32 protein-coding genes are annotated in these 22760 nt (G+C 68.5%); 11 read left to right on the forward strand and 21 right to left on the reverse strand.

What is annotated here, in order from left to right:
* Positions 1-111: 111 nt before the first annotated feature.
* Entirely contained in the window at positions 112-1122 is a 1011-nt protein-coding gene (locus NDI79_RS19465; protein WP_310930359.1) for an ornithine cyclodeaminase family protein, read from the forward strand.
* A 13-nt stretch (positions 1123-1135) separates the two neighbouring features.
* Here NDI79_RS19465 and NDI79_RS19470 read toward each other — a convergent pair whose 3' ends face one another.
* Positions 1136-1369 (reverse strand): DUF7535 family protein, encoded by a 234-nt coding sequence (locus NDI79_RS19470; protein ID WP_310930360.1) that lies wholly within the window; start codon positions 1367-1369, stop codon positions 1136-1138.
* 145 nt (positions 1370-1514) lie between these two features.
* Between NDI79_RS19470 and NDI79_RS19475 the strand changes: the two genes are divergently transcribed.
* Entirely contained in the window at positions 1515-2279 is a 765-nt protein-coding gene (locus NDI79_RS19475; RefSeq protein ID WP_310930361.1) for a TVP38/TMEM64 family protein, read from the forward strand.
* A 4-nt stretch (positions 2280-2283) separates the two neighbouring features.
* Here NDI79_RS19475 and leuS read toward each other — a convergent pair whose 3' ends face one another.
* The 4 genes from leuS to pheA all read right to left on the reverse strand — a co-directional run bounded on the left by leuS (position 2284) and on the right by pheA (position 7314).
* Positions 2284-5151: a leucine--tRNA ligase gene (gene leuS, locus NDI79_RS19480; RefSeq protein ID WP_310930362.1), complete on the reverse strand. Its 2868-nt coding sequence runs from the start codon at positions 5149-5151 to the stop codon at positions 2284-2286.
* A 258-nt stretch (positions 5152-5409) separates the two neighbouring features.
* Positions 5410-5868 carry an Hsp20/alpha crystallin family protein gene (locus NDI79_RS19485; RefSeq protein WP_310930363.1) on the reverse strand — a complete coding sequence of 153 codons (459 nt, stop codon included), beginning with the start codon at positions 5866-5868 and terminating at the stop codon, positions 5410-5412.
* A gap of 139 nt (positions 5869-6007) precedes the next feature.
* Positions 6008-6424: an archaeal heat shock protein Hsp14 gene (gene hsp14, locus NDI79_RS19490; RefSeq protein WP_310930364.1), complete on the reverse strand. Its 417-nt coding sequence runs from the start codon at positions 6422-6424 to the stop codon at positions 6008-6010.
* 83 nt (positions 6425-6507) lie between these two features.
* Positions 6508-7314: a prephenate dehydratase gene (pheA, locus tag NDI79_RS19495; RefSeq protein ID WP_310930365.1), complete on the reverse strand. Its 807-nt coding sequence runs from the start codon at positions 7312-7314 to the stop codon at positions 6508-6510.
* 117 nt (positions 7315-7431) lie between these two features.
* Between pheA and NDI79_RS19500 the strand changes: the two genes are divergently transcribed.
* Entirely contained in the window at positions 7432-8013 is a 582-nt protein-coding gene (locus tag NDI79_RS19500) for a hypothetical protein (protein WP_310930366.1), read from the forward strand.
* Between the two features lie 7 nt (positions 8014-8020).
* Here the strand turns inward: NDI79_RS19500 and hisH are convergent, their stop codons facing one another.
* The 5 genes from hisH to NDI79_RS19525 all read right to left on the reverse strand — a co-directional run bounded on the left by hisH (position 8021) and on the right by NDI79_RS19525 (position 10786).
* Entirely contained in the window at positions 8021-8683 is a 663-nt protein-coding gene (gene hisH, locus NDI79_RS19505; RefSeq protein WP_310930367.1) for an imidazole glycerol phosphate synthase subunit HisH, read from the reverse strand.
* A gap of 217 nt (positions 8684-8900) precedes the next feature.
* Positions 8901-9227, reverse strand: a complete 327-nt coding sequence (locus NDI79_RS19510) for a NifU family protein (protein WP_310930368.1) — start codon at positions 9225-9227, stop codon at positions 8901-8903.
* A 99-nt stretch (positions 9228-9326) separates the two neighbouring features.
* On the reverse strand, positions 9327-9929 hold the full coding sequence (locus NDI79_RS19515) for a uracil-DNA glycosylase (RefSeq protein WP_310930369.1): 603 nt from the start codon (positions 9927-9929) through the stop codon (positions 9327-9329).
* Between the two features lie 65 nt (positions 9930-9994).
* Positions 9995-10600, reverse strand: a complete 606-nt coding sequence (locus tag NDI79_RS19520; RefSeq protein ID WP_310930370.1) for an endonuclease dU — start codon at positions 10598-10600, stop codon at positions 9995-9997.
* A 9-nt stretch (positions 10601-10609) separates the two neighbouring features.
* Positions 10610-10786, reverse strand: a complete 177-nt coding sequence (locus NDI79_RS19525) for a DUF5786 family protein (RefSeq protein ID WP_310922526.1) — start codon at positions 10784-10786, stop codon at positions 10610-10612.
* Between the two features lie 165 nt (positions 10787-10951).
* On the opposite strand from NDI79_RS19525, the gene NDI79_RS19530 reads away from it, so the two are divergent.
* A complete protein-coding gene (locus tag NDI79_RS19530) occupies positions 10952-11578 on the forward strand; it encodes an MBL fold metallo-hydrolase (RefSeq protein WP_310930371.1) in 627 nt (208 codons plus the stop codon).
* 21 nt (positions 11579-11599) lie between these two features.
* Here NDI79_RS19530 and NDI79_RS19535 read toward each other — a convergent pair whose 3' ends face one another.
* The gene (locus NDI79_RS19535) at positions 11600-11749 is read right to left on the reverse strand and encodes a 50S ribosomal protein L40e (RefSeq protein WP_310930372.1); all 150 of its coding nucleotides are present in this window, start codon (positions 11747-11749) and stop codon (positions 11600-11602) included.
* A 109-nt stretch (positions 11750-11858) separates the two neighbouring features.
* Positions 11859-12125 carry a thioredoxin domain-containing protein gene (locus tag NDI79_RS19540; RefSeq protein ID WP_008387116.1) on the reverse strand — a complete coding sequence of 89 codons (267 nt, stop codon included), beginning with the start codon at positions 12123-12125 and terminating at the stop codon, positions 11859-11861.
* 106 nt (positions 12126-12231) lie between these two features.
* Here NDI79_RS19540 and NDI79_RS19545 point away from each other — a divergent pair, with 106 nt between their 5' ends.
* The 5 genes from NDI79_RS19545 (at position 12232) to NDI79_RS19565 (ending at position 15443) form a co-directional block, all read left to right on the forward strand.
* Entirely contained in the window at positions 12232-12396 is a 165-nt protein-coding gene (locus NDI79_RS19545; RefSeq protein ID WP_310922523.1) for a preprotein translocase subunit Sec61beta, read from the forward strand.
* A gap of 54 nt (positions 12397-12450) precedes the next feature.
* Positions 12451-13053, forward strand: a complete 603-nt coding sequence (gene pdxT / locus NDI79_RS19550) for a pyridoxal 5'-phosphate synthase glutaminase subunit PdxT (protein WP_310930373.1) — start codon at positions 12451-12453, stop codon at positions 13051-13053.
* 85 nt (positions 13054-13138) lie between these two features.
* A complete protein-coding gene (hisE, locus tag NDI79_RS19555; RefSeq protein WP_310930374.1) occupies positions 13139-13441 on the forward strand; it encodes a phosphoribosyl-ATP diphosphatase in 303 nt (100 codons plus the stop codon).
* 60 nt (positions 13442-13501) lie between these two features.
* Entirely contained in the window at positions 13502-14035 is a 534-nt protein-coding gene (locus tag NDI79_RS19560; RefSeq protein WP_310930375.1) for a preprotein translocase subunit SecD family protein, read from the forward strand.
* Between the two features lie 157 nt (positions 14036-14192).
* Positions 14193-15443 (forward strand): MFS transporter, encoded by a 1251-nt coding sequence (locus tag NDI79_RS19565; RefSeq protein ID WP_310930376.1) that lies wholly within the window; start codon positions 14193-14195, stop codon positions 15441-15443.
* A gap of 12 nt (positions 15444-15455) precedes the next feature.
* Here NDI79_RS19565 and npdG read toward each other — a convergent pair whose 3' ends face one another.
* The 6 genes from npdG to NDI79_RS19595 all read right to left on the reverse strand — a co-directional run bounded on the left by npdG (position 15456) and on the right by NDI79_RS19595 (position 18619).
* Complete coding sequence (gene npdG, locus NDI79_RS19570; protein ID WP_310930377.1) at positions 15456-16124, reverse strand: NADPH-dependent F420 reductase; 669 nt, start codon at positions 16122-16124, stop codon at positions 15456-15458.
* Positions 16125-16205: 81 nt separating this feature from the next.
* Positions 16206-16397, reverse strand: a complete 192-nt coding sequence (locus NDI79_RS19575; RefSeq protein WP_310930378.1) for a DUF7534 family protein — start codon at positions 16395-16397, stop codon at positions 16206-16208.
* Entirely contained in the window at positions 16394-16777 is a 384-nt protein-coding gene (locus NDI79_RS19580) for a hypothetical protein (protein WP_310930379.1), read from the reverse strand. Before NDI79_RS19580 ends, NDI79_RS19575 begins: the two co-directional genes overlap by 4 nt.
* Before the next feature lie 65 nt (positions 16778-16842).
* Positions 16843-17226 (reverse strand): hypothetical protein, encoded by a 384-nt coding sequence (locus NDI79_RS19585; protein WP_310930380.1) that lies wholly within the window; start codon positions 17224-17226, stop codon positions 16843-16845.
* A 30-nt stretch (positions 17227-17256) separates the two neighbouring features.
* Positions 17257-18129: a TIGR01548 family HAD-type hydrolase gene (locus NDI79_RS19590; RefSeq protein ID WP_310930381.1), complete on the reverse strand. Its 873-nt coding sequence runs from the start codon at positions 18127-18129 to the stop codon at positions 17257-17259.
* Between the two features lie 25 nt (positions 18130-18154).
* A complete protein-coding gene (locus NDI79_RS19595; protein ID WP_310930382.1) occupies positions 18155-18619 on the reverse strand; it encodes a UPF0146 family protein in 465 nt (154 codons plus the stop codon).
* 39 nt (positions 18620-18658) lie between these two features.
* Between NDI79_RS19595 and NDI79_RS19600 the strand changes: the two genes are divergently transcribed.
* Entirely contained in the window at positions 18659-19180 is a 522-nt protein-coding gene (locus NDI79_RS19600; RefSeq protein WP_008387095.1) for an archaemetzincin family Zn-dependent metalloprotease, read from the forward strand.
* A gap of 39 nt (positions 19181-19219) precedes the next feature.
* The gene (gene rtcA, locus NDI79_RS19605; RefSeq protein WP_310930383.1) at positions 19220-20227 is read left to right on the forward strand and encodes an RNA 3'-terminal phosphate cyclase; all 1008 of its coding nucleotides are present in this window, start codon (positions 19220-19222) and stop codon (positions 20225-20227) included.
* 48 nt (positions 20228-20275) lie between these two features.
* On the opposite strand, the gene NDI79_RS19610 is transcribed toward rtcA, so the two are convergent.
* From NDI79_RS19610 to NDI79_RS19620, 3 genes are all read right to left on the reverse strand, one after another.
* A complete protein-coding gene (locus tag NDI79_RS19610) occupies positions 20276-20494 on the reverse strand; it encodes a hypothetical protein (RefSeq protein ID WP_310930384.1) in 219 nt (72 codons plus the stop codon).
* An 87-nt stretch (positions 20495-20581) separates the two neighbouring features.
* Positions 20582-22414, reverse strand: coding sequence for a ribosome biogenesis/translation initiation ATPase RLI (locus tag NDI79_RS19615; protein ID WP_310930385.1), 1833 nt, complete (start codon positions 22412-22414; stop codon positions 20582-20584).
* A 3-nt stretch (positions 22415-22417) separates the two neighbouring features.
* Positions 22418-22744 carry an EMC6-like membrane protein gene (locus NDI79_RS19620; protein WP_310930386.1) on the reverse strand — a complete coding sequence of 109 codons (327 nt, stop codon included), beginning with the start codon at positions 22742-22744 and terminating at the stop codon, positions 22418-22420.
* Positions 22745-22760: the final 16 nt, after the last annotated feature.

A 22760-nucleotide genomic window follows, 5' to 3' on the forward strand; every position in this document is an offset into this window, starting at 1 on the left:
TATTTCAATTTTCGCTCTGTAAAGAGAAGTTATTCGAATATCTGGTTCGGTGTGGGAGTTCGTTCTGATTCACCATGAACTAAGTAATGTACCGCGGAACAGGACGGTAAGATGCAAACGCTGCTCTTGAACGGTGACGACGTCCACGAGAACGCGAACATGGGTGACCTCGTCCCCGCAATCGAGGAGGCGTTCGCCGCCTTCGAACGCGGCGACGCGCAGATGCCGCCGAAGTCCTACATCGACCTGCCGCAGTACAACGGCGACTTCCGGTCGATGCCGGCGTACATGGACGCCGGCGACTGGGACGCCGCGGGCATCAAGTGGGTGAACGTCCACCCCGACAACGACGACCGGTTCGACCTGCCCACCGTGATGGGAACGATGGTGTACTCCTCGCCGGAGACGGCGTTCCCCCTCGCGGTCATGGACGGCACCGAGTTGACGATGAAGCGGACGGGCGCGGCCGCCGCCGTCGCCACCGACCACCTCGCCGTCGAGGACGCGACGTCCCTCGGCATCGTCGGCGCGGGCGTCCAGTCGTACACGCAGTTGGAGGCCATCTCCACCGTCCGCGACATCCGAGAGGTCGTCGTCTCGGACCTCGACGAGGAACGCGTCGCGCGCTTTCTCGACGCCTTCGAGGACGAGTTCGACGTGCGGGCAGGGTCCGTCGAGGAGGCCGCCGCCTGCGACGTGCTCTCGACGGTGACGCCCGTCGAGAGCCCCATCGTCCCGCGCGAGGCCGTCGGCGAGCACACCCACATCAACGCGATGGGCGCGGACGCGGAGGGGAAACACGAACTCGCCGACGAGGTGCTCCTCGATTCGAAACTCGTCATCGACGACCACGAACAGACCACCCACTCGGGCGAGATAAACGTCCCCTACGGAGCGGGGACGCTCACCGACGAGGACATCTACGGCGCCATCGGCGAGATAGTCGTCGGGGAGAAGGCGGGCCGCACCGCCGAGGACGGCATCACCGTCTTCGACTCGACGGGCCTCGCGATTCAGGACGTGGCCGCGGCGCACGTCGTCTACGAACACGCCGACGAGAACGACAACGGCTACGAGTTCGACCTGCTCGGCCTCGCCGGTCGGGGTCGGAACGAGCGCTGAATCGGTCGGCTGTCTACGTCTCGTCCTCTTCGCTCTGTCCCCGCTGCGCCGCGAGGAACTCGAGCAGTTTCGTCAGGGCCCAGACGGCGAGGAAGAACGGGAGCAGGGGGAGAAACAGCGCGAGGAGGACCAGGAAGATGATCCAGCCCACGGAGTTCATTTCCCTGTCGGTGTGCGATTTGTACCCCGGCGTCACCGTCCGGTAGGCGCGTCGCAGTGCGCCCGGAGATTCTTCTTCGTCTGCCATGGTCGGACCAACGCCCGCCGGCACGAAAATACGTTCGCTCCGCGGCGCGTCGATGGCGGGCGAAAAGGAGACGAGCGGTTCGCGGCCACGACGGTCGGATCGCAAACCTAAGTTCCGGGGCGCCGTCCGAACCGATGACAGAGAGATGAGGGGACAGTTGGAACTGGTTCGCTCGCGGGTCGACGAGGTTCGGGTGTTCGCGTCCGCCAGAGAGCGGCGGCGATTCCTCGTCCACGCGGCGGCGGCCGCCCTCGTCCTCGTCGTCGCCGTCGCCCTCGCCCGACGGCACCTCGCGTTTCTGGCCGACCCGGGGGCGGTGCGCGCGTTCGTCCGCGGGTACGGCGTCTGGGGGCCGGCGGCGCTCGTCGCCCTGCAGGCGCTTCAGGTCGTCGTCGCCCCCCTCCCCGGGCAGGTGCTCGCCGTCGTCGCCGGCTACCTCTTCGGCGCCTGGTGGGGCACCGTCTACAGTCTGGTCGGGGTGACCCTCGGCAGCACCGTCGCCTTCTGGCTCTCGCGGCGGTTCGGCCGCGCGTACGTCGACCGGATGGTTCACGCCGACGCCCTCGCGCGGTTCGACGCCCTCGGCGACGGCTACGGACGGACGGTGCTGTTCGTCTTCTTTCTCTTCCCCGGCCTGCCGGACGACGTGCTCTGCTTCGCCGGCGGCCTCACCCGGATTCCGCTGTGGCAACTCGTCGTCATCGCCGCGGTCGGACGGGCGCCGGCGTTCTTCCTCGTCAACGTGGTCGGCGACTTCCTCGGGACCGAGCGATACTGGGCCGCAATCGCGCTGGTCGCCGCCGTCGTCGTCGTCTCCGCCGTCGGCTACCTGAACCGCGAGCGGTTGTTCGACCTGTCCGGCGGACCCGATGAATCGGAGGCGTCCGACGAGTCCGGCGAGGAGGAGTGAGTCGTTACTCGACTTCGAGTTCGACGGCCGGGCGGAACGGAATCGCCCGTTTGGTCGCCTCGGCGTCGTCGCCCTCGAGTCGAATCTCCACCGCGGCGTCGAACTCCCGCGAGAGGAACTCGGTCGCCGCCTCGTACGTCTCGTACTCGTCGAGTTCCGCGAGGGCGGTCACCTCCTCGTCGTCGTGGCCGCGGGCGAACTCCACGAGTTCGCCCACGAGGTCGTTGACCTCGTTTCCGCGTTCGCGCAGGTCGGGCTTTTGCATCACCGTTCCCATCACGGCGCCCTGGTCCGCCCCCTCCTCGGCGACGGCGGCGAACACCTCGCGCTTCCAGTCGGCGGCGACGGTGACGACGATTCGGTCGGGGTCGGCCTCGGGCACGTCCTCGTCGGCGTTCGCCAGCGACTGCTGGATGCCCTTGATGTCCTCGGTCAGCCGCGCTATCTGGGACTCGCTCGCCTCGACGGCGTCGCTCTCGACGGACTCGTCGGCCTCGGGCCACGGCGCGTCCTCGGCGGGCGTGCCGGTCAACCGCTCGTGGAGTTCGTTCGTCATGAACGGGACGAACGGCGCGAGGAGGCGCAGACGCGTCTCCAAGACCTCCCGGAGGGTCCACCGCGCGGCCGGGCGGTCGGTGTCGGTGCGGCGGCGGTACCAGCGCAGTTGCTCCTCGAAGTCGTAGAACGCCGCCTGACTGGCGCTTCTGGTTTCCGAGGACTCCATCGCTTCGGTCACTTTCCGAACCGTCGCCTGCAGTTTCGACAGGAGCCAGCGGTCCTCCTGCGCCAGTTCGGGTCGCTCCGCGGGTGCGTCCGACTCGATTATCTCGTCGGCGCGGTTCCAGAAGCGCTCCAGTTGGGTGCGGACCGACTCGACCTGGTCGTCCCGCCAGTCGTAGTCCTGCCACGGTTCCGCCGAGTTGAGTAGGAAGAAGCGCACCGTGTCGGCGCCGTAGTCGTCGATGGCGGCGCCGGGGAGGACGACGTGGCCCTTCGAGGAGGACATCTTCTCGCCCTCCAACAGCCCCATCCCCATGATGACGACGCCCTGCGGCCAGTTCGGCCGGTCGAACAGTTCGGCGTGGTGGAACAGGTAGAACGTCAGGTGGTTCGAGATGAGGTCGTTCGCCGAGAAGCGGTAGTCGACGGGGTACCAGTAGTCCCACTCCTCGCGCAGTTCGACCGCGCGTTCGGGCGCGTCGTCGACGGCCTCCGGTCCGTAGAAGAGCGTATCGAAGAACTCCCGGTCTAACTCCTCCACCGGCACGTCCCGCAGGCGGTGCGCGATGGTGTAGTAGGCCATGTAGATGGTGGAGTCCGACAGCGGTTCGATGACGAAGTCCTCGTCCCACGGCAGGCGGGTCCCCAGTCCGTAGTTGCGGATGCACGGCCACTCGTTCAACCAGTCGATGGTGTGGTCGTACTCCCCGCGGGTGTTCTCGGGGATGGCGTCCATCTCCGAGACCACCTCGTGGGCCTTCGCCTTCCAGTCCTCGTCGTCGTAGCGCAGGAACCACGTGTCCTGTTCGGCGACGACGACGTCGCCGCCGCACCGGCAGACGACGTCCTCGGAGAACTCCTGCATCGTCCCGAAGGCGCCCTCCTCGCGGTGGGCGTCGCGGAATCTCGTTCGCACGTCCTCGACGAGTTCGCCGGCGAACTCGCCGTAGTCGTCGTTCATGCGGCCCGCGTGGAACTCCTTGTTGTAGAGGTCCTTCGTCGCCTTCTCCAGGGCGGGGTCGTCGGAACTCGTGACGCCCGCCTCCTCGACGGCGGACCGCGCGGGAATCTCGCCGTAGCCCTCGACGGTCAGAATCGGAATCGGCTCGATGGCCGCCACGTCGGCCGGGTCGATGCCGTACTCCTCCATCCGGGCGTCGTCGTCCTTCGCCTCCTGAAGCGCCACGTAGTCGTCGGGCGAGTGCGCCGGAACCGACATCACGACGCCCGTCGCGTTCTCGGGGTCGACGAACTCCGCGGGCAGAACCAACACGTCGTCGCCCGTGACGGGGTTGGTGACGCGTTCGCCGACCAACTCGGCGCCGGTGACCTCCTCGCGGACCTCGACGTCGTGGGCCTGCAGGCGCAGTTTCTCGGCCGCCTTCGCCGAGACGAACCACTCCTCGCCGTCGACGTCGGCGTAGACGTAGTCGCCGTCGGGGTTGACGTAGGCGTTCGTCACGCCGCGGACCGTCTCGGGGCGCAGCGTCGCCATCGGGACGACGGTGTCGCCGCGGCCGAAGCGGACGAGCGTGTACTCCTGGAACTCGGCCTCTTCGCCTTCGAGCAGGTCGTGCGTGGTGACGGGTTGCTCCTCGTTCGTACAGTACTTGACCGGGTGGAGGCCCTTCTCCAGCAGTTCGCGCTCCCGCAGCGTCTCGTACTGCCACGTGATGAACTTCGAGTAGCGCTCGTCGTTCGTCGTGAACTCGCGGCGCCAGTCGACCGAGAGGCCGAGCGACTTCATCCCGCGCTTGTAGTGTTCCTCGATGAAGTAGCGGGCGAAGCCCATCGGCGTCTCCAGGTCGGTCAGCGTCTCCTCGGGGACGTTGTACGTGTCGCGCAGGACCGAGAGCTGCTTTTCCTCCCCTTTCTTCAGGCGCTCGACGGCGCCGATGATGGGCGTGCCGGTGACGTGCCACGCGATGGGGAACAGGACGTTGTCCCCCCGCTGTCGCCGGTATCGGGCGTACACGTCGGGGACGGTGTACGTCCGCGCGTGGCCGATGTGCATCCCGCCGCTGGGGTACGGGTAGGGCACCGTGATGAACGTCGGGTCCTCGTCGGCGTCCGAGGGGTCGGCCTCATACCGACCGGTCTCGGCCCACCGCTCCCGCCAGCGCTCCTCGAGTTCCTGCGGGTCGTATTCCATGTCTGTTGGGACAGGATGCGCGCATAAATTAACTCCTATACCCGACTTTCGGAGCCGTCGATTCGGACGCCGCGGCGACGCAGGAACAGTGAGTCGAGAGAGAAAACACCGCACGGGCGAAACGGCCGGCGTCGTCCGAGTCCGACCGGTAGGCGGGGCGGACGGTCGAACGACGCGGAGAAACGAAGCGAAGCGTCGAGACCCGGAGGCCTCAGCGGCGGCGGTACGTCTTCGAGGTGTGCGGGCCCGGTCGACCGCTCACTCGATGTCGATGTGACGGGAGTCCTCGCGGTCGATGGTCACCTTCGGGAGGGTGACGGTGAGGACGCCGTTCTTGTAGGAGGCGGAGGCGTCGTCGGCCGTCACGTCGCCGGGGAGGCGGAAGGTGCGGCGCATCGACTCGTGGCGCCGTTCGCGGCGGAGGTACTCGCCGTCGGCGTCACCGTCGGAGTCCGTCTCCGTCGCCGTCTCGCGGGAGGCGGAGATGGTCAGCGCGCGTTCGGTGATGGAGAGGTCGATGTCCTCCTTCTCGAACCCGGGCAGGTCGGCCACGACGACGAACTCGTCCTCGCCGTCGCGGACGTCGACTTCCATGCCCCGGGTCGAGGAACCGGTCCAGTGGGAGTCGTCGAACTGACGGCTCATCTCGTCGAACTGTCGGGACATTCGTTCGAACATCGATTCCATGTTTTCGAAGGGGTTGGAACGTCGCATCATTGGTAATTCACCGAGCGCTATAACGCCGTTCGAGGAGATAAATATCGCGGGACGCGAGACGACAGTTCGCACGGCAGGAGTCCCGAGCCGTCCGAATTAGTCGTTTGAACGAATCGAACCTCGGGCGTTCGCCGCCCGTTCAGATGACGTCGATATCCGTCGACTCGTCGTCCTCGTCGGCCGACTCCTTCGGGAGTGTGACGGTGAGGACGCCGTTGTTGTACGTGGCGGACGCCTCCTCCTCGACGACTTCCTCGGGGAGCGTCAGCGAGCGCTCGACGCTGCTTCGGGTTCGCTCGCGGCGGATGTACCGGTCGCCCGACTCCTCGTCGGCGGCGCTTCGCTCCGCGCTGATGGTCAGTTCGCGCCCGGACGCGGAGATGTCGATATCCTCCTTCTCGTAGCCGGGCAGGTCCGCGGTGACGACGATGGTGTCGTCCGTCTCGGAGACGTCCACCGAGACGTCCCGGAGCGAGGCGAGGCCGGACTCCTCGAACTCGCGTCCCATCCGCTTGAAGAACTGTTCTATCTCGTCGAAGGGGTTCTGACGCGTCATGATCGCGTTGGAGTTCGTCCCGTCCCGGCATCAAGGTTTTTGCGGGCGCGAGCGCGGTTCGACCGGCGTCCGTTCGCCGCCGCTCAGTAGAGGACGTGCTGTGTGTCGTACGAGCCGAGGCGCTTGACCCACCCGCGCGAGGCTATCTCCTCGACGGCGTCGAGCGCCTCCTGCGCGCGTTCCTCGTACAGTCCGGCCTCGAAGTCGACGTGGAACAGGTAGTCGCCGAGGCGGTTGCCGCTGGGGCGGGACTCGATGCGCGAGAGGTTGATGTTCCGCTCCGCGAACGCCTCGAGCAGTTCGAGCAGCAATCCGGGGTAGTTGGCGTTCGGGTAGACGACGACGGTGGACTTCCCGCCGGCGTCCGAGCGGGCGGACTCGGGCGCGATGACGAAAAACCGCGTCGCGTTCGAGGACTGGTCCTGGATGTCCTCCGCGACGACGGAGAGACCCTCGCCGGCGTTGTCGGGGTGGCCGATGCCGGCGATGGAGGAGTCCTCGCGGGCGCGTTCGACGCCGCGGGCCGTGCTGGCGACGGCCTCCAGTTTCACCTCGGGGTAGTTGGTCTCCAAGTAAGTTCGACACTGCGCGAGGGCCTGCGAGTGGGAGGCGACGACGGAGAATTCCTCGGACTGCGCGAGGAGGGCGTGTCTGATGGGCGTCACTATCTCGCGGGTGACGGCGATGTTCGCGGAGGCGATGGCGTCCAGCGTCTCCGTGACGCTGCCTTCGATGCTGTTCTCGATGGGGACGACGCCGCGTTCGTACTCGCCGGCGTCGACGGCGTCGACGATGGCGGACACCGACTCGCGGAACGCCACGTCGTCGGCGACGGCGCGCGCCGCGCGGTGCGAGTACGTCCCGGCCGGACCCAGCGTGACTGCCTGCATGGACCGACGTTCTCCAGCCCCCTGTAAAAGGCTCTCGGGTGTACTCGCGCCCGTCGCGCTTCCTCGCACGTCCCGTCGTCGTGGGGTATATCGTCTCGCCCCGTGTGGCGGGTACTCGTGAACCGAAGACGCTACCTCGCCGCCTGCGGCACCGGTCTCGCCGCCCTCGCGGGATGCAACGCGCCCGTCGTCGACGACGGGACGACGGACCCGAGCGCACAGATAGTGAACCCGGGATTCGAGTCGGGGCTCCGGGGGTGGCTGATCGGCCGCGACCTGCCGACGGACCCGAACACGGGCCTTCCGGTCGAATCGGCCGCGCGGGTCGTCGACGACCCCGTCGCCTCCGGCGACGCCGCCCTCCAGTTGTTCATCAACGGCCTGCAGGACGACGGCGTCATCTGGGCTCAGCAGGCCGCTCGTTTCGACGAAGTGGACACGCTCTCGGTGTCCGTCCACTCGCCCGAGGAGTCGTTCAACACCATCACCAGACTCGCCGTCTACGCCGGGCCGCGGCCCGAGCGGGGGTGGTTGCGCGAGGCCGACTTCGACACCGAACGGGCGATAGAGGACCGCGCGGGGTGGAACCGATACGAGTACGAGGTGGACGCCGAGGACGTCGGCATCGTCGCCGTCGGCGTCAGCGTCGTCTGGGAGACGGAAGTGGCGCGGGCGATAGACGACGTGACGCTGTCCTGACGGGGTCCTACCGCTCCGCGCAGAAGTCGACGAAGTTCCGGAGGATTCGGAGTCCGGTCTCGCCGGACTTCTCGGGGTGGAACTGCGTGCCGAACACGTTGCCCGCCTCGTTCGCGACGATGGCCGGGAACTCGACGCCGTAGTCGGTGGTCGCCACGACGGCGTCCGCGTTTTCGGGGACGGCGTAGTAGGAGTGGACGAAGTAGGCGTACTGTCCGTCCACGCCCTCGACGAGGGGGTGGTCACGCTCGACGTCCAGTTCGTTCCAGCCCATGTGCGGCACCTTCTGCCCCTCGTCGAAGCGGACGTTGCGTCCGGGTATCAGGTCGAGTCCCTCCACCTCGCCCTCGCCGGCGTGGGCGGCCTCCTCCGAGGAGGTCAGAAGCATCTGCATCCCGAGGCAGATGCCGAAAATCGGCTGACCGCGGTCGGCCGCCTCGGCGAGGGCCTCGCGGAACGGGCCCGCGTTCTCCATCCCCTCGGAGAACGCCCCGACTCCCGGGAGGACGATTCCGTCGGCGTCGGCGAACGTCTCGGGGTCGTCCGAGACGGTCACGTCCGCGCCCGCGCGTTCGAGGCCGCGCCGCGCGCTCCGGAGGTTGCCGAGGCCGTAGTCGACCATGACCACAGAGGCCACCGTCTCGCGCGTCTCGGCCGTCGTCGTGCTCATATCGGAGATGGGAGGAGGGCGGTCAAGTGGCTTTCCCTCGGGGTAGATTCGGCCGCCGGGGCGTTCGCCGTCGGGCGTCTCCCGGTGCTCGCCGCTCGGATAGTCGCTCCGAAAACGGGGTTCGGCGCGGTCGCACACCTACAGGAGCATCGCTGCACGTGGCGTCCGGCCGCATCAAGATCGAAGATGGGGATGCGGACGCCGCTCCGGACCGGGTTCAGAACGGCGGCGAGTAATCCCGGTACTCCTCCATCGACTCCATCTCGGCCGTCTTCGTCGGCATGACCGCCGCCCGCGGGCCGCCCGCGCGGACCACTTTCACCGACGAGACGCCGTCCATCTCGTCGGGCAGGCGGTGCTCGATGGCGTTCATCGTCATCGGGGCGATGCCGCACCCCGAGCAGGCGCCGCCGATGGCGACTGTCACCTCGCCCGTCTCGTCGTCGACGTCCTGCACCTCGAAGAACCCGCCGTGCTCCTGTATCTGCGGGACGTTGTTGCTCAGGTAGTTCCGCGTTCGTCGTTCGAGGCCTTCGGCGCTCATATCTCGACATACGTTAACATATGTTATATCAATTGCCGTTTCGGGGGGCCGAACAACGGCGTTCGGGGGAAATCAGAGAAAACAGCGAGAACGCAGAACTCAGAAGTCGCCGAGGCTGGACTGGCCGTCGCCGCCGTCGGCGAGGCCCGAGAGGTCGGCCGCCTTCGCGACGGCGTCGAAGAACGTCTCCTTCTGGCTCCCGTCGTACAGCGTCGCGGCCGGGTGGACGCAGACGAGGGTGCGCTGGGAGCGGTCGCCGAGGCGCACGTCCGCCACGTCGCCCGCCTCCTTCGTCACCGCGACGGAGCGGTCGAGCAGGTGTTCGGAGGGCACCTTCCCGAGGGTGACGACGAGGTCCGGGTCGACGAGTTCGAGTTCTCGTTCGAGGTAGCCGCGGCAGTTGCCCAGTTCCTCCTTCGTCGGGTCGCGGTTCTCCGGCGGCCGACACCGGACGCAGTTCGTGATGCGCACGTCGGCGCGGGCCAACCCCACCTCGCGGAGGGCGTCGTCGAGGACGCTCCCCGACCGGCCGACGAACGGTTCGCCCTCCTCGTCCTCGTTCGCGCCGGGCGCCTCGCCGAGGAACAGGAGGTCCGCCTCGTCGGGGCCGACGCCGTTGACGATTCGGCTCCGGGACTCGACGAGGGCGGGGCACCGCTCGCACTCGCGGACGCAGAGGCCGTCCATCGCGTCGTCGCTCATACCGGAGGGGCGGGCCGGGGCGACTTAGCGGCGGCGGTCGGTCGGCGCGCCTCGCTCGTCTCTCCCTACCGCTCTCCCTCGCGCCACCGCCGGCCGGACCGGGCGAGGAGGCGCGCCACGCGGAGGGGTTCGGGGCGTCCGCTCCCCTCGGGCGTGTACGCGCGGACGGCGCGCGCCGCCGCCTCGTCGCCGACGCCGACGGCGCGGACGAACACGGTGTCGTCGCCGACGTCGACGGGTCGCCGCGGCGGCAGCGACTCGTACGTCGCGAGGCGGGCGTCGAGTGCGTCGCCGGAGAACTGCTCGCGAAGCGCCGACGCCAGCCCCGAACTCCCCTCGAAGGAGACCGAGAGAACGGGTCGCTCGACGGCGTCGGCGAGTCGTTCGAGGTCGACGAGGTTGAACCACGCGGGTGCGACGCCCGCGACGAACAGCAAGCGCACGTCCTCGCGGCCGAGGTCCGAGAACAGTCGGCGTATCGCGTCCGTCGCGTCCGTTCCGCCGACGGCGCAGGTATCGAAGGCGGCGCCGTCGACGACGCGGTCCGCGCGGACGACCGCACCGCACAGCACGCTCTCCGCGTCGGGACGGGCGCTCGCGTCGGATCGTCGGTCCGCGTACGACTCCGCGACGCCGAGCGCCCGCGTTCCCGGCTTCGGCGTCGGCGTCACGACGGGTCGTCAGTCGTCCTTGATCTCTTTGAGGCGGTCCAGCAGTTCGTCGTTCGACGCGCCGTTCTCGAAGTTCACCTCACCCTTGTGGTCGCTCTCCGAGGTCGCAACGCCGTCGTTCTCGTCGAGATCTTGGTCGTAGTCCTGACTCTCTTGTTCTGACTCGTCGTAGCTCCCAAATCCCATACACTCTCACATAGCGGGTTCGGACGGAAAAGTGATACGCTAATTCGGATTATATTCGTCCTACGAACGTAAGAAAGATACGATTCTGCCCGATTCGTGGGGTTCGACCGCCCGGTGCGTTGCCGACTCGGGGGACTTTTTCCCGTCGCGGAGCACACCGGACGTATGGAGATATTCACGGTGACCGAGGGGGCCGAGCAGTTCACCTGCAACGCGTACCTCGTGGTCGGCGACCGGAACGTGCTCGTCGACGCCGGCGCGATGCCCGGCGTCGAGGACGTCGTCGCGGAGTACGTCGACGAACTGGACGCCGTCGTCCTCACCCACCAGCACACCGACCACGTCGCGGAACTCGACGCCGTGTTGGACCGGTTCGACGCCGACCTGTACGCCTACGCGGAGCATCCGCGCCGCGACGGCGCCCTCGAAGACGGCGACGAGGTGACGATGGGCGAGGAGACGTTCGAGGTGGTGTACACGCCGGGACACGCCTCCGACCACGTCTCGTTCGCGAGCGAGACGCGCCTGTTCAGCGGCGACGTGGTGGTGTACAACGACGGCGCGTTCGACGACGGCAGTTTCGGCCGCACGGACATGTCCGGTCAGTCGCGCGAGCGACTCATCGAGAGCCTGAACTCGCTTCTCGAACGGACGCCCGAATCCGTCGCGGAACTGTACGCGGGCCACGGCGACGTGTTCCGAAACGAACCGGAGGGCGACACGGTGCGCGAGGTGATACGGCGGGCGCTGACGCGCGCCGAGCGTCGCGAACCGAAGTATCCCGAGGAGTAGCGGAGCGGCGAGGCCGCCCGATTACGCGGCGCGGCGTTCCTTCGACTTCGGGCGGAGGTTCTTGTAGCCGCACTTGCGACAACTGTCCGCTCGCGGCGGGTTCCGCGCGTTACAGCGCATGCAGACCTGTTTCTCGAGCGTTCGCTTCGTCGCGGCTTCGTTGCTGGGCATACGGGACGTTTCCCCAGCCGTCCGTATAACGCTTGCGAGACGGTGAACGGCGGTACCGGCGCCGTCGCTCCGGAGGGAGCGGAACCGTCGGAAAGAGCCGCGTCGCCGTTCAGGCGCCCGCCTTCTGCAGCGCCGACTCGATGTCTTCGCGCTGAGTGACGCCGACGAAGCGGTCCACGATGCCGTCGTCGTTCTCGACGATGAGCGTCGGGAGCGAGCGCACCTGGTACTCGTTGGCCACGTCCTGTTCGTCGTCCACGTCGACTTTCTCGAACTCGACGTCCGCGTAGTCGGCCTCTAACTCCTCCAGGATGGGGTCCTGCGTCTTACACGGGCCGCACCAATCGGCGTAGAAATCCTTGAGTCGAACGGTCATGGTGTCCGCCGTGTGATAACCTGTCCCCGCGCATAAGGGTTTCTCAACCCCGCCGGGTTCGCGCGGAGTCGAAACGTTTAGGCCGGGGGCACTCACAGAAGGTGACATGAGCAGCGGACAGAACAGCGGCGGCTTGATGTCTAGTGCGGGTCTCGTTCGGTACTTCGACGCGGAGGACCGCAACGCCATCCGCATCGACCCCAAGACCATCGTCGCCTTCGGCCTCCTCTTCGGCGTCCTCGTCATCGTCCTGAACTCGGTCGCCTTCTGAGGACGGGTCCTCCCGAACGCTCGGTTTTTCACCCCGGCCCACCGACGGGTACGTATGCTACGCGCAGGCGTCGTCGCCGTTCAGGGCGACGTGTCCGAACACGCCGAGGCCATCCGCCGCGCGGCGGCCGCCCACGGCGAGGAGGTCGAAGTGGTCGAGATTCGCCAGTCGGGCCACGTCCCCGACTGTGACGTGCTTCTCGTCCCCGGCGGCGAGTCGACGGCCATCTCCCGCCTCCTGAGGGGCGAGGGTATCGACGCGGAGATACGCGAACACGTCGCCGCCGGAAAGCCCGTGCTGGCGACGTGCGCCGGCCTCATCGTGGCGTCCACGGACGCGAAGGACGAACGGGTCGAGACGCTCGACCTGATAGACGTGACCGTCGACCGCAACGCGTTCGGCCGGCAGGTCGACAGCTTCGAAGCACCGCTCGATATCACCGGCATGGACGACCCGTTCCCGGCGGTGTTCATCCGCGCGCCCCTCATCGACGAGGTGGGCGAGGGCGTCGAGGTGCTGGCCGAGTGGGAGGGGACGCCCGTCGCCGTCCGGCAGGGTCCGGTCGTCGGCACCTCCTTTCACCCCGAGTTGACCACCGACAGTCGCCTGCACGACTTGGCGTTCTTCGACCGCGTGGAGGCCGACGCCGCCGACTGAGGCCGCGCCGGGTGCCGGCCCGTCGAGGAGGCGAACCCGCGACCGAACCGGGCGTGTTTTGGCCCGCCTCGTTCGAGAGGGCGGTATGGACGCCGACACGCCCGACGACGAGGTGCTGGACGAACTGTTCTCGACCGTCGAGTCGCGGAAGGCGGAGTTGCCCGAGGACTCCTACACGACGACGCTGTTCACCCACGAGAAGGGCGAGAACTACGTGTTGGAGAAGATCGGCGAGGAGGCGACCGAGACGATTCTGGCCGCCAAGGACGACGACCGCGAGGAGTTGCTGGCCGAGAGCGCCGATTTGGTGTATCACCTCCTCGTCCTCCTCTCGATGAAGGGCGCCTCGCTCGACGACCTGCGCGCGGAACTGCGCGAGCGGTTCTGAGCGGGGACGGCGCGGACCGGCGGCACAAGAGCTTTGCCGACGTGTCTGTCATCCGAACCTATGCCGCCCTCCAGACGCGCGACGCTCGGACTGCTCGGAAGCGCGACGGTCGCCCTCCTCGCCGGGTGCACCGCCGGAAGCGGCGGAACCGACGCGGCGGTGACCTCCGAGTCGGGGGCGGAGACGGACTCGGAGCCGTCGGGGACGACCGACGCGTCCGAAACGGCCGGCGCGCCCGCGTCCGTGGAGATGCGACTCGTCGGTCCCGAGACGGAGCAGGTGCTGTTCACCGGCGAGGACGTGGCGCGCGTCGGCGAGGCGCAGCGCTATCAGACGTCGTACGGCCTCCCGATAACGCTCGACGACGACGCGACGGAGCGCATCAGCGACACGGTGAGCGCGGCCGGGGTCGACGAGAACCCCGAGGAGTTCGAGTTCGTCCTGCGGCGCGGCGGCGAGGAGGCGAACCGGTTCGGTATCGCGCAGGACCTCGCGACGGCTATGGCCGAAGGCGAGTGGGACGGGGAGTTCGTCCTGACGACGGAGGACGAGGCGGCGGCCGAGAGTCTCCGGGAGACGCTCCGGTCGGAGTAGCGGCGTCGACCGCCGTTTCCGGCCGAGAACGCCCGATTGCAAAGCGCCAAGGACGTGCGCTCACGACAGCGTACCCGTCCGTGAACGCCCCACGAATCCGGCCGTCGTCTGCTCTCTCCGCCCGCGGCCGACCGTCCGACCGTCGGAGCCCCGCCGCGTGAGTCGGCTGTTCGGCGGCGACGAACCGTCCACGGAGTTCGTCGCCGGCAGCCTCATCGCCGGCGTGTTCTTCGGCGGCGTCGGCGCCGGCGTCGCCTTCCCGACGCTGCCGACGCTCGGACCCATCCTCGGAATCTCGCCGTTTCTGGTCGGTCTCATCCTCTCGACGAACCGGTTCACCCGACTGGTGATGAACACGCCCGCCGGGCAGGTGCTCGACACGATGGGGACGCGCCGGCCGATGATAGCCGGGTTCCTCGTCCAAGGGTTGGCGCCGTTCGGCTACGTCCTCGGACTCGACCCCGGTCCGCTCCCCCTCGACAGCGCCACGGTGTTCCTGCTGTCGCGCGCCTGCTGGGGTCTCGGGTCGGCGTTCGTGTTCGTCGGCGCGTTCAGCACCATCACGCACGTCACGACGGCCGAAAACAGAGGAAGATGGGTCGGCTACATGCGCGGCGGACAGAGCCTCGGCTTCCCCGCCGGATTGGTCGTCGGCGGACTCGTCACCGACGCGTTCGGCTACGCGACGGCGTTCGTCGTCGCCGGTTGCGCGGGCCTGTTCGCCGCCCTCGTCGCCGTCTCCGTCCTGCCGGACGTTCACACCGACGTCGGCGCGTCGAGTTCGCTGCGCGACGTGCCGCGGTTGGTCGCCGCCGACGCGCGCATCTTCACCGTCGGCGCCGTCAACTTCACCGTCCGCTTCCTGTTCGCGGGCGTCCTGCTCTCGACGGCGGTGCTGTACGCGCGGGCGAACGACATCACCATCGGCCTGCTGTCGGAGACGGGCGTCAGCGGCGTCGTGATGGCCGTCGGCGTCGTCGCCTCCAGCGTCACGACGCTCGTCGTCGGGCGCTACTCCGACCGCCTGTCGAACCGCGCGGCGCTGACGCTGCCCGCTCTGGGCGTGCTCGCCGCCGGGTACGCACTGTTGGCCCTCGTGCCGACGCTCCCGTCGGCGCTGGCGGGCGTCGCCCTCATCGGCGTCGGCGTCGGCGGGTCGAACCCGCCGCTGCTCGCCTACCTCGGCGACCTCAGCCCCGCGGACGACGTGGGGAAACTCGGCGGCGTCTACAACGTGTTCGGCGACACGGGGTCGACGCTCGGTCCCCTCGTCGCCGTCCCGATGGCGGAAATCGTCGGCTTCCGCGTCGAGTACCTCGCCTGCGTCGCCCTCGTCGTCCTCGTCGGGATGCTCGCCGCGCGGACGCTGTACGGCGAGGGGGCGACGGCGCCGCGCTCGGAGCTGTGAGGAGAGACCGACTCAGCGGAACTGAATCCCGAGGTCGTGCATCCCCTCGTTGTTCTGCGCGACGTTGATGAGAAGCGGCGTCACCGACTCCACCTCCGCGGCGTTGGAGATGCCGCCGGCGTCGAGGGCGCGGAGGCCGTCGATGTCCTCGGCGAGTCGCCACACGATGTCCTTGGCGTCGTAGTCGTCGGCGACCAGCAGCGTGTCGATGTCCAACTCGGCGTCGAGGTTGGCGAGGCGGCCCGCCGCGAGGTTGTGGAACGCGCCGACGACGGGGACGCCGTCGGGGGCGGCGTCGTCGACCAACTGCGTGACGCTGCCGACGTTCGGCGGGTGGTAGTGGAAGCCGTCGTCCTCGCGCTTGATGCCGGCGGCGGGCGTGACGAGGATGTCCTCGCCGTCGAGTCCGTCGGCGACGGCGTCGACCGTATCGGAGACGTGGTACGGCGGCACCGCGAGGACGACGACGCTGGCGCGGTCGGCCGCCATCTCGTTGGTGAAGCCGTTGACCTTCACCTCACGGCCGCGGCTCTCGAGTTCGGTCTCGTACTCGTCGGCCTTCGCCCGCGCTTTCTCGGGGTCGCGCGACCCGACGACGACCTCGTGGTCGGTGTGGTAGGCCCAGCGCAGGGCGAGTCCCTCGCCGATGTCGCCGGTCCCACCGAGGAGTGCGATTCGCATGCTACCGCGTGCGGCCGGCGGGGGGTAAAGCGTTGCGTGACCGCGAACGCCTGCCGCGGTCGGGGACGCGGGTGCGGCCGGTCACGCGTCCGCGAACTCCGGGCCGTAGGTGACGAGAAAGGCGATGAGCGGCGCGACGACGAGCGTCCCCAGGAGAACGTACTGTCTGAACCCCGCCGACGCCGGCAGGATGACCCAAACGCCGAGGCCGAGGAAGTCGACGAGCAGCATCACCGTGAGGAACCGCGAGAGGTGTTGCAGGGTGTCTCTCACGGGGCGACACCTCCGCTTCCCCACCGACGGGGATTCAGCCGCGTCGACGCGTAGTGGGCCGCCACCCACCCGCCCGCGAACCCGGCCACCCGTCCCACCAAGCCGTCGAACCCGACGGCCGCGAGGCCGAACTGGAGGGCGGTGGCGGCGAGGAGGAAGGCGACGAACCGGACGCTCATGTCGCCCGCCTCGGCCGTCGGCGACTCGGAGAACGCGAAGACGCGGAACGCGACGGCGGCCGAGGCGGCGAAGACGACGGCCGCGAGGGCGAACGCGACGAGGCCCGTCGGGTCCGGAGCGAAGAGGAGCGCCGTCGTGGTCCCGACGAACAGGCCGAACAGGACGGACCAGACGAGTCGTTCGAGTCGGAGCGCGTCCATGGGGTGCGATTTCGAGCGCGGGCGACCTAAGCGTGTTCCTCGACCGCCGAGCGTCGCCGAGGGAGTCACGACGAGAGCGGACCGTCGTCGCGGCGGGAGGCGACGAGTCGGGTAGCGACCCGGCCGCCCACCCAGTAGCCGACGGCGATGGAGACGAACGTCGCGACGGTGCCGCCGACTCCGACGAAGTTCAGTACCGCGTGGAGTCCGAGGACGGTGCCGCCGACCGCCGCGAACCACACGGTCGAATCGCCCGGCCGGTCCGTCTCCGACTCGGCGAATGCGAGGGCGCGAGCGACCAGGAGGGAGGTGACGAGGAATCCCAGCGCGGCGAGCGCGAGGTACACCGGCCCCGAAGCGTCGGGCGTGAGACGGAGAGCCAGCGGAACGCCGAGCCAGTAGCCGAAGGCGGCGGACCAGACGAGGCGTTCGAGTCGGTGCGCGTCCACGCGAGAGAGTCTGTGCGCCGTCGACTAAACCTATTCGTCGTCCGACAGGAGTTCGGGCAGGTCGTTCACCGAGTCGAGGACGGCCGACGCGCCCGCGGACTCGAACTTCTCGCGGCCCGCCTCACCCGTCAGACCGCCGGTGAGGACGCCGATTCCTCGATAGGTCCGCGACCCGTCCTCCTCGGCGGCGTTGACCGCCGTCCGCACGTCGTCGAGCGTGTCGCCCACGAAGGCGACGGTGTCGGCGTCCAGACGCTCGGCGAGCGTCACGAGCGCGCGGGGGTGGGGTTTCCCCTCCTCCCAGTCGTCCATCGTGAACCGGTGGTCCTCGGGGACGGCGAGGTGCGCCCGCGAGAGGGCGATGTCGGCCTCGGCGGCCGGGCGGCCGGTGAGGACGCCGACGCGGTGCCGCGAGGTGAGGTAGTCCAGGGTCTCTTCTGTCACCAAGACGGGTTCGTCGTGGATGTAGCCCGGCGCCTCGAACGGCGGGTCGCCGCCCTCTAACTCCCGGAAGAGGTCCGCGCCGAGGTAGAGCGCTTGGAAGACGCTTCGGAGCCGTTCGGGGTCCCACGCCTCGCGGACCGCGTCGTGGTCGGCGGCGGAGAGGTGGTCCTCGGCGACGGCTTCGGCGGCCGACAGGCCGCCGCCCCGTTCGGCGATTCGGTCGGTGAACGCGGCGATATCGAGCGGTTCGCGGTCGTCCGCGAGGACGTACAGCGCGGCGGCGTACGTCAGTTCCCAGTCGTTGTTGAAGCCGCCGGCGTCCTTGAACAGTTGAACCTCCGAGCGGTCGACGGTCCGGTCGTACAGGCGCGCGACGGACTCCACGATGGCGCGCCGGTAGGAGTCGGCCACGTCGACAAGGACGCCGTCCACGTCGAGGACGACTGCGTCTGCGTGCATACCGGGAGACGGCGGCACGGCACCGTTAGCGTTGTCCTTCGGAGCGGCGACCCGCGGGGCCGCGGCGGTCGGACGGGGTCCCGGACGCCGCGACGACGTACAGCGTCTCCCTCCCGCCGGCCAACGACTCGGACTCGCAGGGGACCGTCGGGGAGTCGAAGCCGAGCGTCGTGAAGAGGAAGTCGGCGCCGACGGCGGCGGCCACGTCGCGGACCGGGCGGTGGAGTTCCCCGGGGAGGTTCAGCGCGTAGACGGCGTCGGAACGATACGCGTCGCCGGGGTCGGCGCGTTCGCTCGCGGCCACCACGTCGTCCTCGACGAAGCGGAGTTCCGAGGGGAGGTCGACGGCGCGAACGTCCGTGACGGTCACGTCCCGTCCGGCGTCTCGGAGCGCCAAGGCGACCGCCGGGCGCCGACCCACGCCGACCTCTGTCAGCGCCTTGTAACGTCCGAGACGCGAAGCGAGAGCCGCCGTAATTTCGGATTCCACGGCGGGATATTTATGGCACCGCCCCGCTTAACAACTTTCATGCTTGTCGACATCGTGCCCATCGGGGACCTTCCCGCGCAGGTCAAGCGCGAGGCATCTGCGGCCCTCCGCGGCGTCTACGACTGCGACGTCACGGTTCACAACGAGCAGTCGATTCCCGAGGGCGCGTTCGACCGCGGGCGCAACCAGTACCGTGCCGAGCAGTTCATCGAGCTCGCGAGTCGGGTCGGCAGCGGCGAGAAGAACATCGGTATCACCGCCCAGGACCTCTACTACCGCCGGCGGAACTACGTCTTCGGTCTCGCCTACCTCAACGGCAACGGCTCCGTCATCTCCACGTACCGCCTCCAGACCTCTTCGGACGGCGGAATCACGACCAAGCCCCAATCGGAAGTGTTCGCCGACCGCGTCCGCAAGGAAGTCGTCCACGAAATCGGCCACACGCTCGGTCTGGAGCACTGCGACAACTCGAAGTGCGTGATGTCGTTCTCCCCCACGGTCCGCGAAGTCGACGTCAAAGAGGAGAACCTCTGTGGCACCTGCAGTCGGCTGGTCCACTGAGAGCGAGGACACGATTCGAACTCGGCTACGATTCATCGAATGCTCGAACTCGACGGCGGCGCCGGCGGCGGCCAGCAGGTCAGGACCGCCCTCTCCTTGGCCGCCGTCGAGGGGCGGTCGATACGCGTCGAGAACGTCCGCGCCGAGCGACCGGACCCCGGGCTGAAAGCCCAGCACGTCGCCGCTATCGAGGCCGTGGCGGCGGCGACGGAGGCGACCGTCGAGGGCGTCGAAGAGGGCGGCGACGCCTTCACCTTCGAACCGACCGCGCCGCCCGGCGGCGAGTTCGCCGTCGACGTGGGGACGGCCGGGAGCGCGACCCTCGTCTGCGACGCCCTCCTGCCCCTCGCCGTCGCCCTCGACGAACCGCTGTCGGTCCGGATTCGCGGCGGCACGGACGTGAAGTGGTCGCCGCCGGCGGACTACCTCCTGCACGCGAAACTGCCGCTTCTGCGCGGTCTCGGCGTCGACGCCGACGTCGCGGTCGAGCGCCGCGGCTTCTACCCGACGGGCGGCGGAACGCTCTCTTTGACGCTCCGACCGTCGACGCTCTCGGCGGTCGACCTCCGGGAGCGCGGCCCGGTGGAGGGGCTCTCGGCCCGCGCCGTCGCCTCCGACTCCCTCGAATCCGCGTCGGTGGCCGAGCGCATGTGCGAGACCGTCGACGACCGGACCGCGGTGCCGACGGAGACGGCCGCGGCGTACGCCGAGACGTCGTCGCCGGGGGCCGTCCTCACCCTCGTCGCCGACTGCTGTGACTCGCGGGCGGGGTTCGGCGTCCTCGGGGAGCGCGGCGTCCCGAGCGAATCGGTGGCCGAACGGGCCGTCGAGGCGTTCCGCGAGTGGCGGGCGACGGGCGCGGCGGTGGACGAGCACCTCGGCGACCAACTGCTCCCGTGGGTCGCCCTCGCCGGCGGCGCGGTGCGGACGCCGCGCGTCACCGACCACGTGCGGACGAACGCCGCGGTGATACGGGCGTTCGGCTACGAACTGGAGATAACGGAGACGGACCGGGGCGCGGTGGCGTCCGCGCCGCTGGAGCGGTAGCGGGCGTCTCGAAAAGTCGGAGCCGTCGGAGTCGTCGGACCGCCCGAATCAGGCGTCGATGCGGCGGCCGAAGACCTTGAGCAGAACCTGCGCGACGGTTCCGAGTTTCGTCGACCTGCTCGACACGAGGGCGACGCCGACGAGGAGCAGCGCCCGCTTGGGCTTCTTCTTGAGGAGCGCCATCGCCGCCTGAACGAGCGGGATGACGACGCCGAGTTGGCGGGACCGCTTCGAACCGAGGAACTGCTTCAGCACTTGCTGTTTCATGTACTCCGTATCGAGCGCCAACCCCGTTAACGTTTGAGGCCGAATCGGCGAATCGGACGGGAGAACGGGCGGCGCCTCGGGCGTCCGTTACTCCGAGGAGTAGTAGTACTCGCCCGAGCGCTTCTGCTTGCTGTCGAGTTGCGAGCCCGGCTTGTTGATGCGGGGCCGTTGGGTGCGCTCGTCGCGGCGGAACGTGATGTCGAGGTCCGAGAGGAAGTCGTTCATCCCGGCGCGCATCTCCTGGGGCGTCCCGGCGTGCCCGTGCTCCGAGGGTTCGCCGTCGAACACCATCAGGCGGTCCGCCAGGAGGTCGATCATGTAGATGTCGTGGTCGATGACCATCACCGTCGCGTCGTGGTTCTCCGCGTAGCGGCGGATGGCCGTCGTCGCCTGCACTCGCTGTTCGACGTCGAGGTGGGCCGACGGTTCGTCGAGCACGTACAGGTCGGCGTCCTCCGAGAGGCAGGCCGCGATGGCGACTCGCTGGCGCTCCCCGCCCGAGAGGTCGTCGAGGTTGCGCTCCATGATGCGGCCGAGTTGGAGCGGGTTGGCGACTTCGGTCTTCCAGTAGGAGGTGCCGAAGTCCTCGGTGATAGAGGAGAGGAACGCGTCGACGCGCATCGGCTGGTCGATGTCGATGTACTGCGGTTTGTACGCGATGTCGAGGCGGAAGTCGAGTTCGCCCTCGTCGGGTTCGAGCGACCCCGCGAACATCTGGGCTAAGGTGGACTTCCCGATGCCGTTCGGGCCGACGATGCCGAGCACCTCCGACTGGTAGATGGTGCCGCCCTCGACGTCGAGGGAGAACTCCCCGTCGCCGTAGGACTTCGAGAGGTCCGGGTAGTCGACGAGGGGGGCGCTCTTGGTCGTCTCGCGCGGCGCGTGCTCGTGGAACTGTATCTCGTCGGGCCGGATGCGCATGTTCTCGTTCGAGAGGTACCCCTTGAGATACTCGTTGATGCCGTTTCTGACCGACTTGGGGTCCGTGACGACGCCGTAGGCGCCGGGTTCGCCGTAGGCGATGTGGAGCGTGTCGGCGAGGAGGTCCAAGATGGCGAGGTCGTGTTCGACGGCGAGGACGGCCTTGTCCTCCTCCTCGGCGAGTTCGCGGATGAGTCGCGCCGCGGTGACGCGCTGACCGATGTCGAGGTACGGCGTTATCTCGTCGAGGAAGTAGAAGTCCCGGTCGCGGGCCAGCGTCGCCGCGAGGGCGACGCGCTGGAGCTCTCCTCCAGAAAGGGTGTCGAGCGGTTGGTCGACGACGGGGGCGATGCCGAGTCGCTCGACGTACTCGTCGAGTTTGCCTCGCTCGTCGGTCGCCGCCAGCAGTTCGCTCGTGACGCCGTCGAACTGCTTGGGAATCTGGTCGACGTACTGCGGCTTGCGCGCGATGGTGACTTTCTCCTCGCGGACGCGTTCGATGTAGTTCTGAAGCTCCGTTCCGCGATACCGTTCGAGGACGGCCTCCCACGTCGCCTCGTCGTCGTAGTTGCCGAGGTTCGGCACCATCTCGCCCGCCAGGGCGCGGACGGCCGTCGTCTTCCCGATACCGTTCGGGCCGAGGATGCCCGTCACCGCGCCCGACTCGGGCACGGGAAGACCGTAGAGGGCGAAGGCGTTCTCGCCGTAGCGGTGGACCGGGTCCTCCTGCAACTCTGTCGGGAGGTTGATAATCTCGATGGCGTCGAACGGACATTTCTCGACGCAGATGCCGCAGGTCTCGCCGAGGCAGACCTCCTCGGAGATGCGTATCTGGTCGGGGCCGCCGTCGTACGGTTCGTCCTCCTCGTAGTGCTCCCCGCGCGTGACGATGCACTCCTTGCCCGTCCGGTTCGGCGGGCAGTAGTTGGCGCACTCGTAGCTACAGCGGTCGGGCTGACACCGGTCGAGGTCGACGACCGCGATGCTGTCGTCCGCCATGGATTACAGTGCCGCTCCGGAGGTCAGCAGGATGCCGAACGAGATGAACCACAGCGTGAACGTCATGAAGCCGATGTAGAGGTAGTCCTTCGCGCCGAAGTCGGAGACGTCGACGCCGACGACCTTCAGGACGGGAAACTGCGCGAGGATGGCCGCCCCCAGCACGGCCAACGCCTGCTGGTTCGTCGCCGCCTCGGAGACGGGGACCGACCCCAATCCGACGAGCGCGCCCGACGCGAGCGCCGCCGCGACGCCGGCGAGGCAGGCGAGCGTGGTGACCGTGACCCCCCGCATGTGACCCGAGAGGCCCGTCTGCGTTTCCGTTGCCATGGGTACGACTCCGATA

Source organism: Halogeometricum sp. S3BR5-2 (assembly GCF_031624635.1).
GTDB lineage: Archaea > Halobacteriota > Halobacteria > Halobacteriales > Haloferacaceae > Halogeometricum > Halogeometricum luteum.

Excerpts from the sequence above, each read along its gene's own strand:
- NDI79_RS19615 (WP_310930385.1), bottom strand. The coding sequence starts at position 22,414 with ATGGCGGACGACAGCATCGCGGTCGTCGACCTCGACCGGTGTCAGCCC.
- NDI79_RS19540 (WP_008387116.1), bottom strand. The coding sequence starts at position 12,125 with ATGACCGTTCGACTCAAGGATTTCTACGCCGATTGGTGCGGCCCGTGT.
- pheA (WP_310930365.1), bottom strand. The coding sequence starts at position 7,314 with ATGCAGGCAGTCACGCTGGGTCCGGCCGGGACGTACTCGCACCGCGCG.
- NDI79_RS19590 (WP_310930381.1), bottom strand. The coding sequence starts at position 18,129 with ATGCACGCAGACGCAGTCGTCCTCGACGTGGACGGCGTCCTTGTCGAC.
- NDI79_RS19475 (WP_310930361.1), top strand. The coding sequence starts at position 1,515 with ATGAGGGGACAGTTGGAACTGGTTCGCTCGCGGGTCGACGAGGTTCGG.
- leuS (WP_310930362.1), bottom strand. The coding sequence starts at position 5,151 with ATGGAATACGACCCGCAGGAACTCGAGGAGCGCTGGCGGGAGCGGTGG.
- NDI79_RS19580 (WP_310930379.1), bottom strand. The coding sequence starts at position 16,777 with ATGGACGCGCTCCGACTCGAACGACTCGTCTGGTCCGTCCTGTTCGGC.
- NDI79_RS19530 (WP_310930371.1), top strand. The coding sequence starts at position 10,952 with ATGGAGATATTCACGGTGACCGAGGGGGCCGAGCAGTTCACCTGCAAC.
- hisE (WP_310930374.1), top strand. The coding sequence starts at position 13,139 with ATGGACGCCGACACGCCCGACGACGAGGTGCTGGACGAACTGTTCTCG.
- NDI79_RS19470 (WP_310930360.1), bottom strand. The coding sequence starts at position 1,369 with ATGGCAGACGAAGAAGAATCTCCGGGCGCACTGCGACGCGCCTACCGG.
- NDI79_RS19610 (WP_310930384.1), bottom strand. The coding sequence starts at position 20,494 with ATGAAACAGCAAGTGCTGAAGCAGTTCCTCGGTTCGAAGCGGTCCCGC.
- rtcA (WP_310930383.1), top strand. The coding sequence starts at position 19,220 with ATGCTCGAACTCGACGGCGGCGCCGGCGGCGGCCAGCAGGTCAGGACC.
- hisH (WP_310930367.1), bottom strand. The coding sequence starts at position 8,683 with ATGAGCACGACGACGGCCGAGACGCGCGAGACGGTGGCCTCTGTGGTC.
- hsp14 (WP_310930364.1), bottom strand. The coding sequence starts at position 6,424 with ATGACGCGTCAGAACCCCTTCGACGAGATAGAACAGTTCTTCAAGCGG.
- pdxT (WP_310930373.1), top strand. The coding sequence starts at position 12,451 with ATGCTACGCGCAGGCGTCGTCGCCGTTCAGGGCGACGTGTCCGAACAC.
- NDI79_RS19600 (WP_008387095.1), top strand. The coding sequence starts at position 18,659 with ATGCTTGTCGACATCGTGCCCATCGGGGACCTTCCCGCGCAGGTCAAG.
- NDI79_RS19545 (WP_310922523.1), top strand. The coding sequence starts at position 12,232 with ATGAGCAGCGGACAGAACAGCGGCGGCTTGATGTCTAGTGCGGGTCTC.
- NDI79_RS19525 (WP_310922526.1), bottom strand. The coding sequence starts at position 10,786 with ATGGGATTTGGGAGCTACGACGAGTCAGAACAAGAGAGTCAGGACTAC.
- NDI79_RS19510 (WP_310930368.1), bottom strand. The coding sequence starts at position 9,227 with ATGAGCGCCGAAGGCCTCGAACGACGAACGCGGAACTACCTGAGCAAC.
- NDI79_RS19535 (WP_310930372.1), bottom strand. The coding sequence starts at position 11,749 with ATGCCCAGCAACGAAGCCGCGACGAAGCGAACGCTCGAGAAACAGGTC.
- npdG (WP_310930377.1), bottom strand. The coding sequence starts at position 16,124 with ATGCGAATCGCACTCCTCGGTGGGACCGGCGACATCGGCGAGGGACTC.
- NDI79_RS19465 (WP_310930359.1), top strand. The coding sequence starts at position 112 with ATGCAAACGCTGCTCTTGAACGGTGACGACGTCCACGAGAACGCGAAC.
- NDI79_RS19560 (WP_310930375.1), top strand. The coding sequence starts at position 13,502 with ATGCCGCCCTCCAGACGCGCGACGCTCGGACTGCTCGGAAGCGCGACG.
- NDI79_RS19515 (WP_310930369.1), bottom strand. The coding sequence starts at position 9,929 with ATGAGCGACGACGCGATGGACGGCCTCTGCGTCCGCGAGTGCGAGCGG.
- NDI79_RS19485 (WP_310930363.1), bottom strand. The coding sequence starts at position 5,868 with ATGATGCGACGTTCCAACCCCTTCGAAAACATGGAATCGATGTTCGAA.
- NDI79_RS19620 (WP_310930386.1), bottom strand. The coding sequence starts at position 22,744 with ATGGCAACGGAAACGCAGACGGGCCTCTCGGGTCACATGCGGGGGGTC.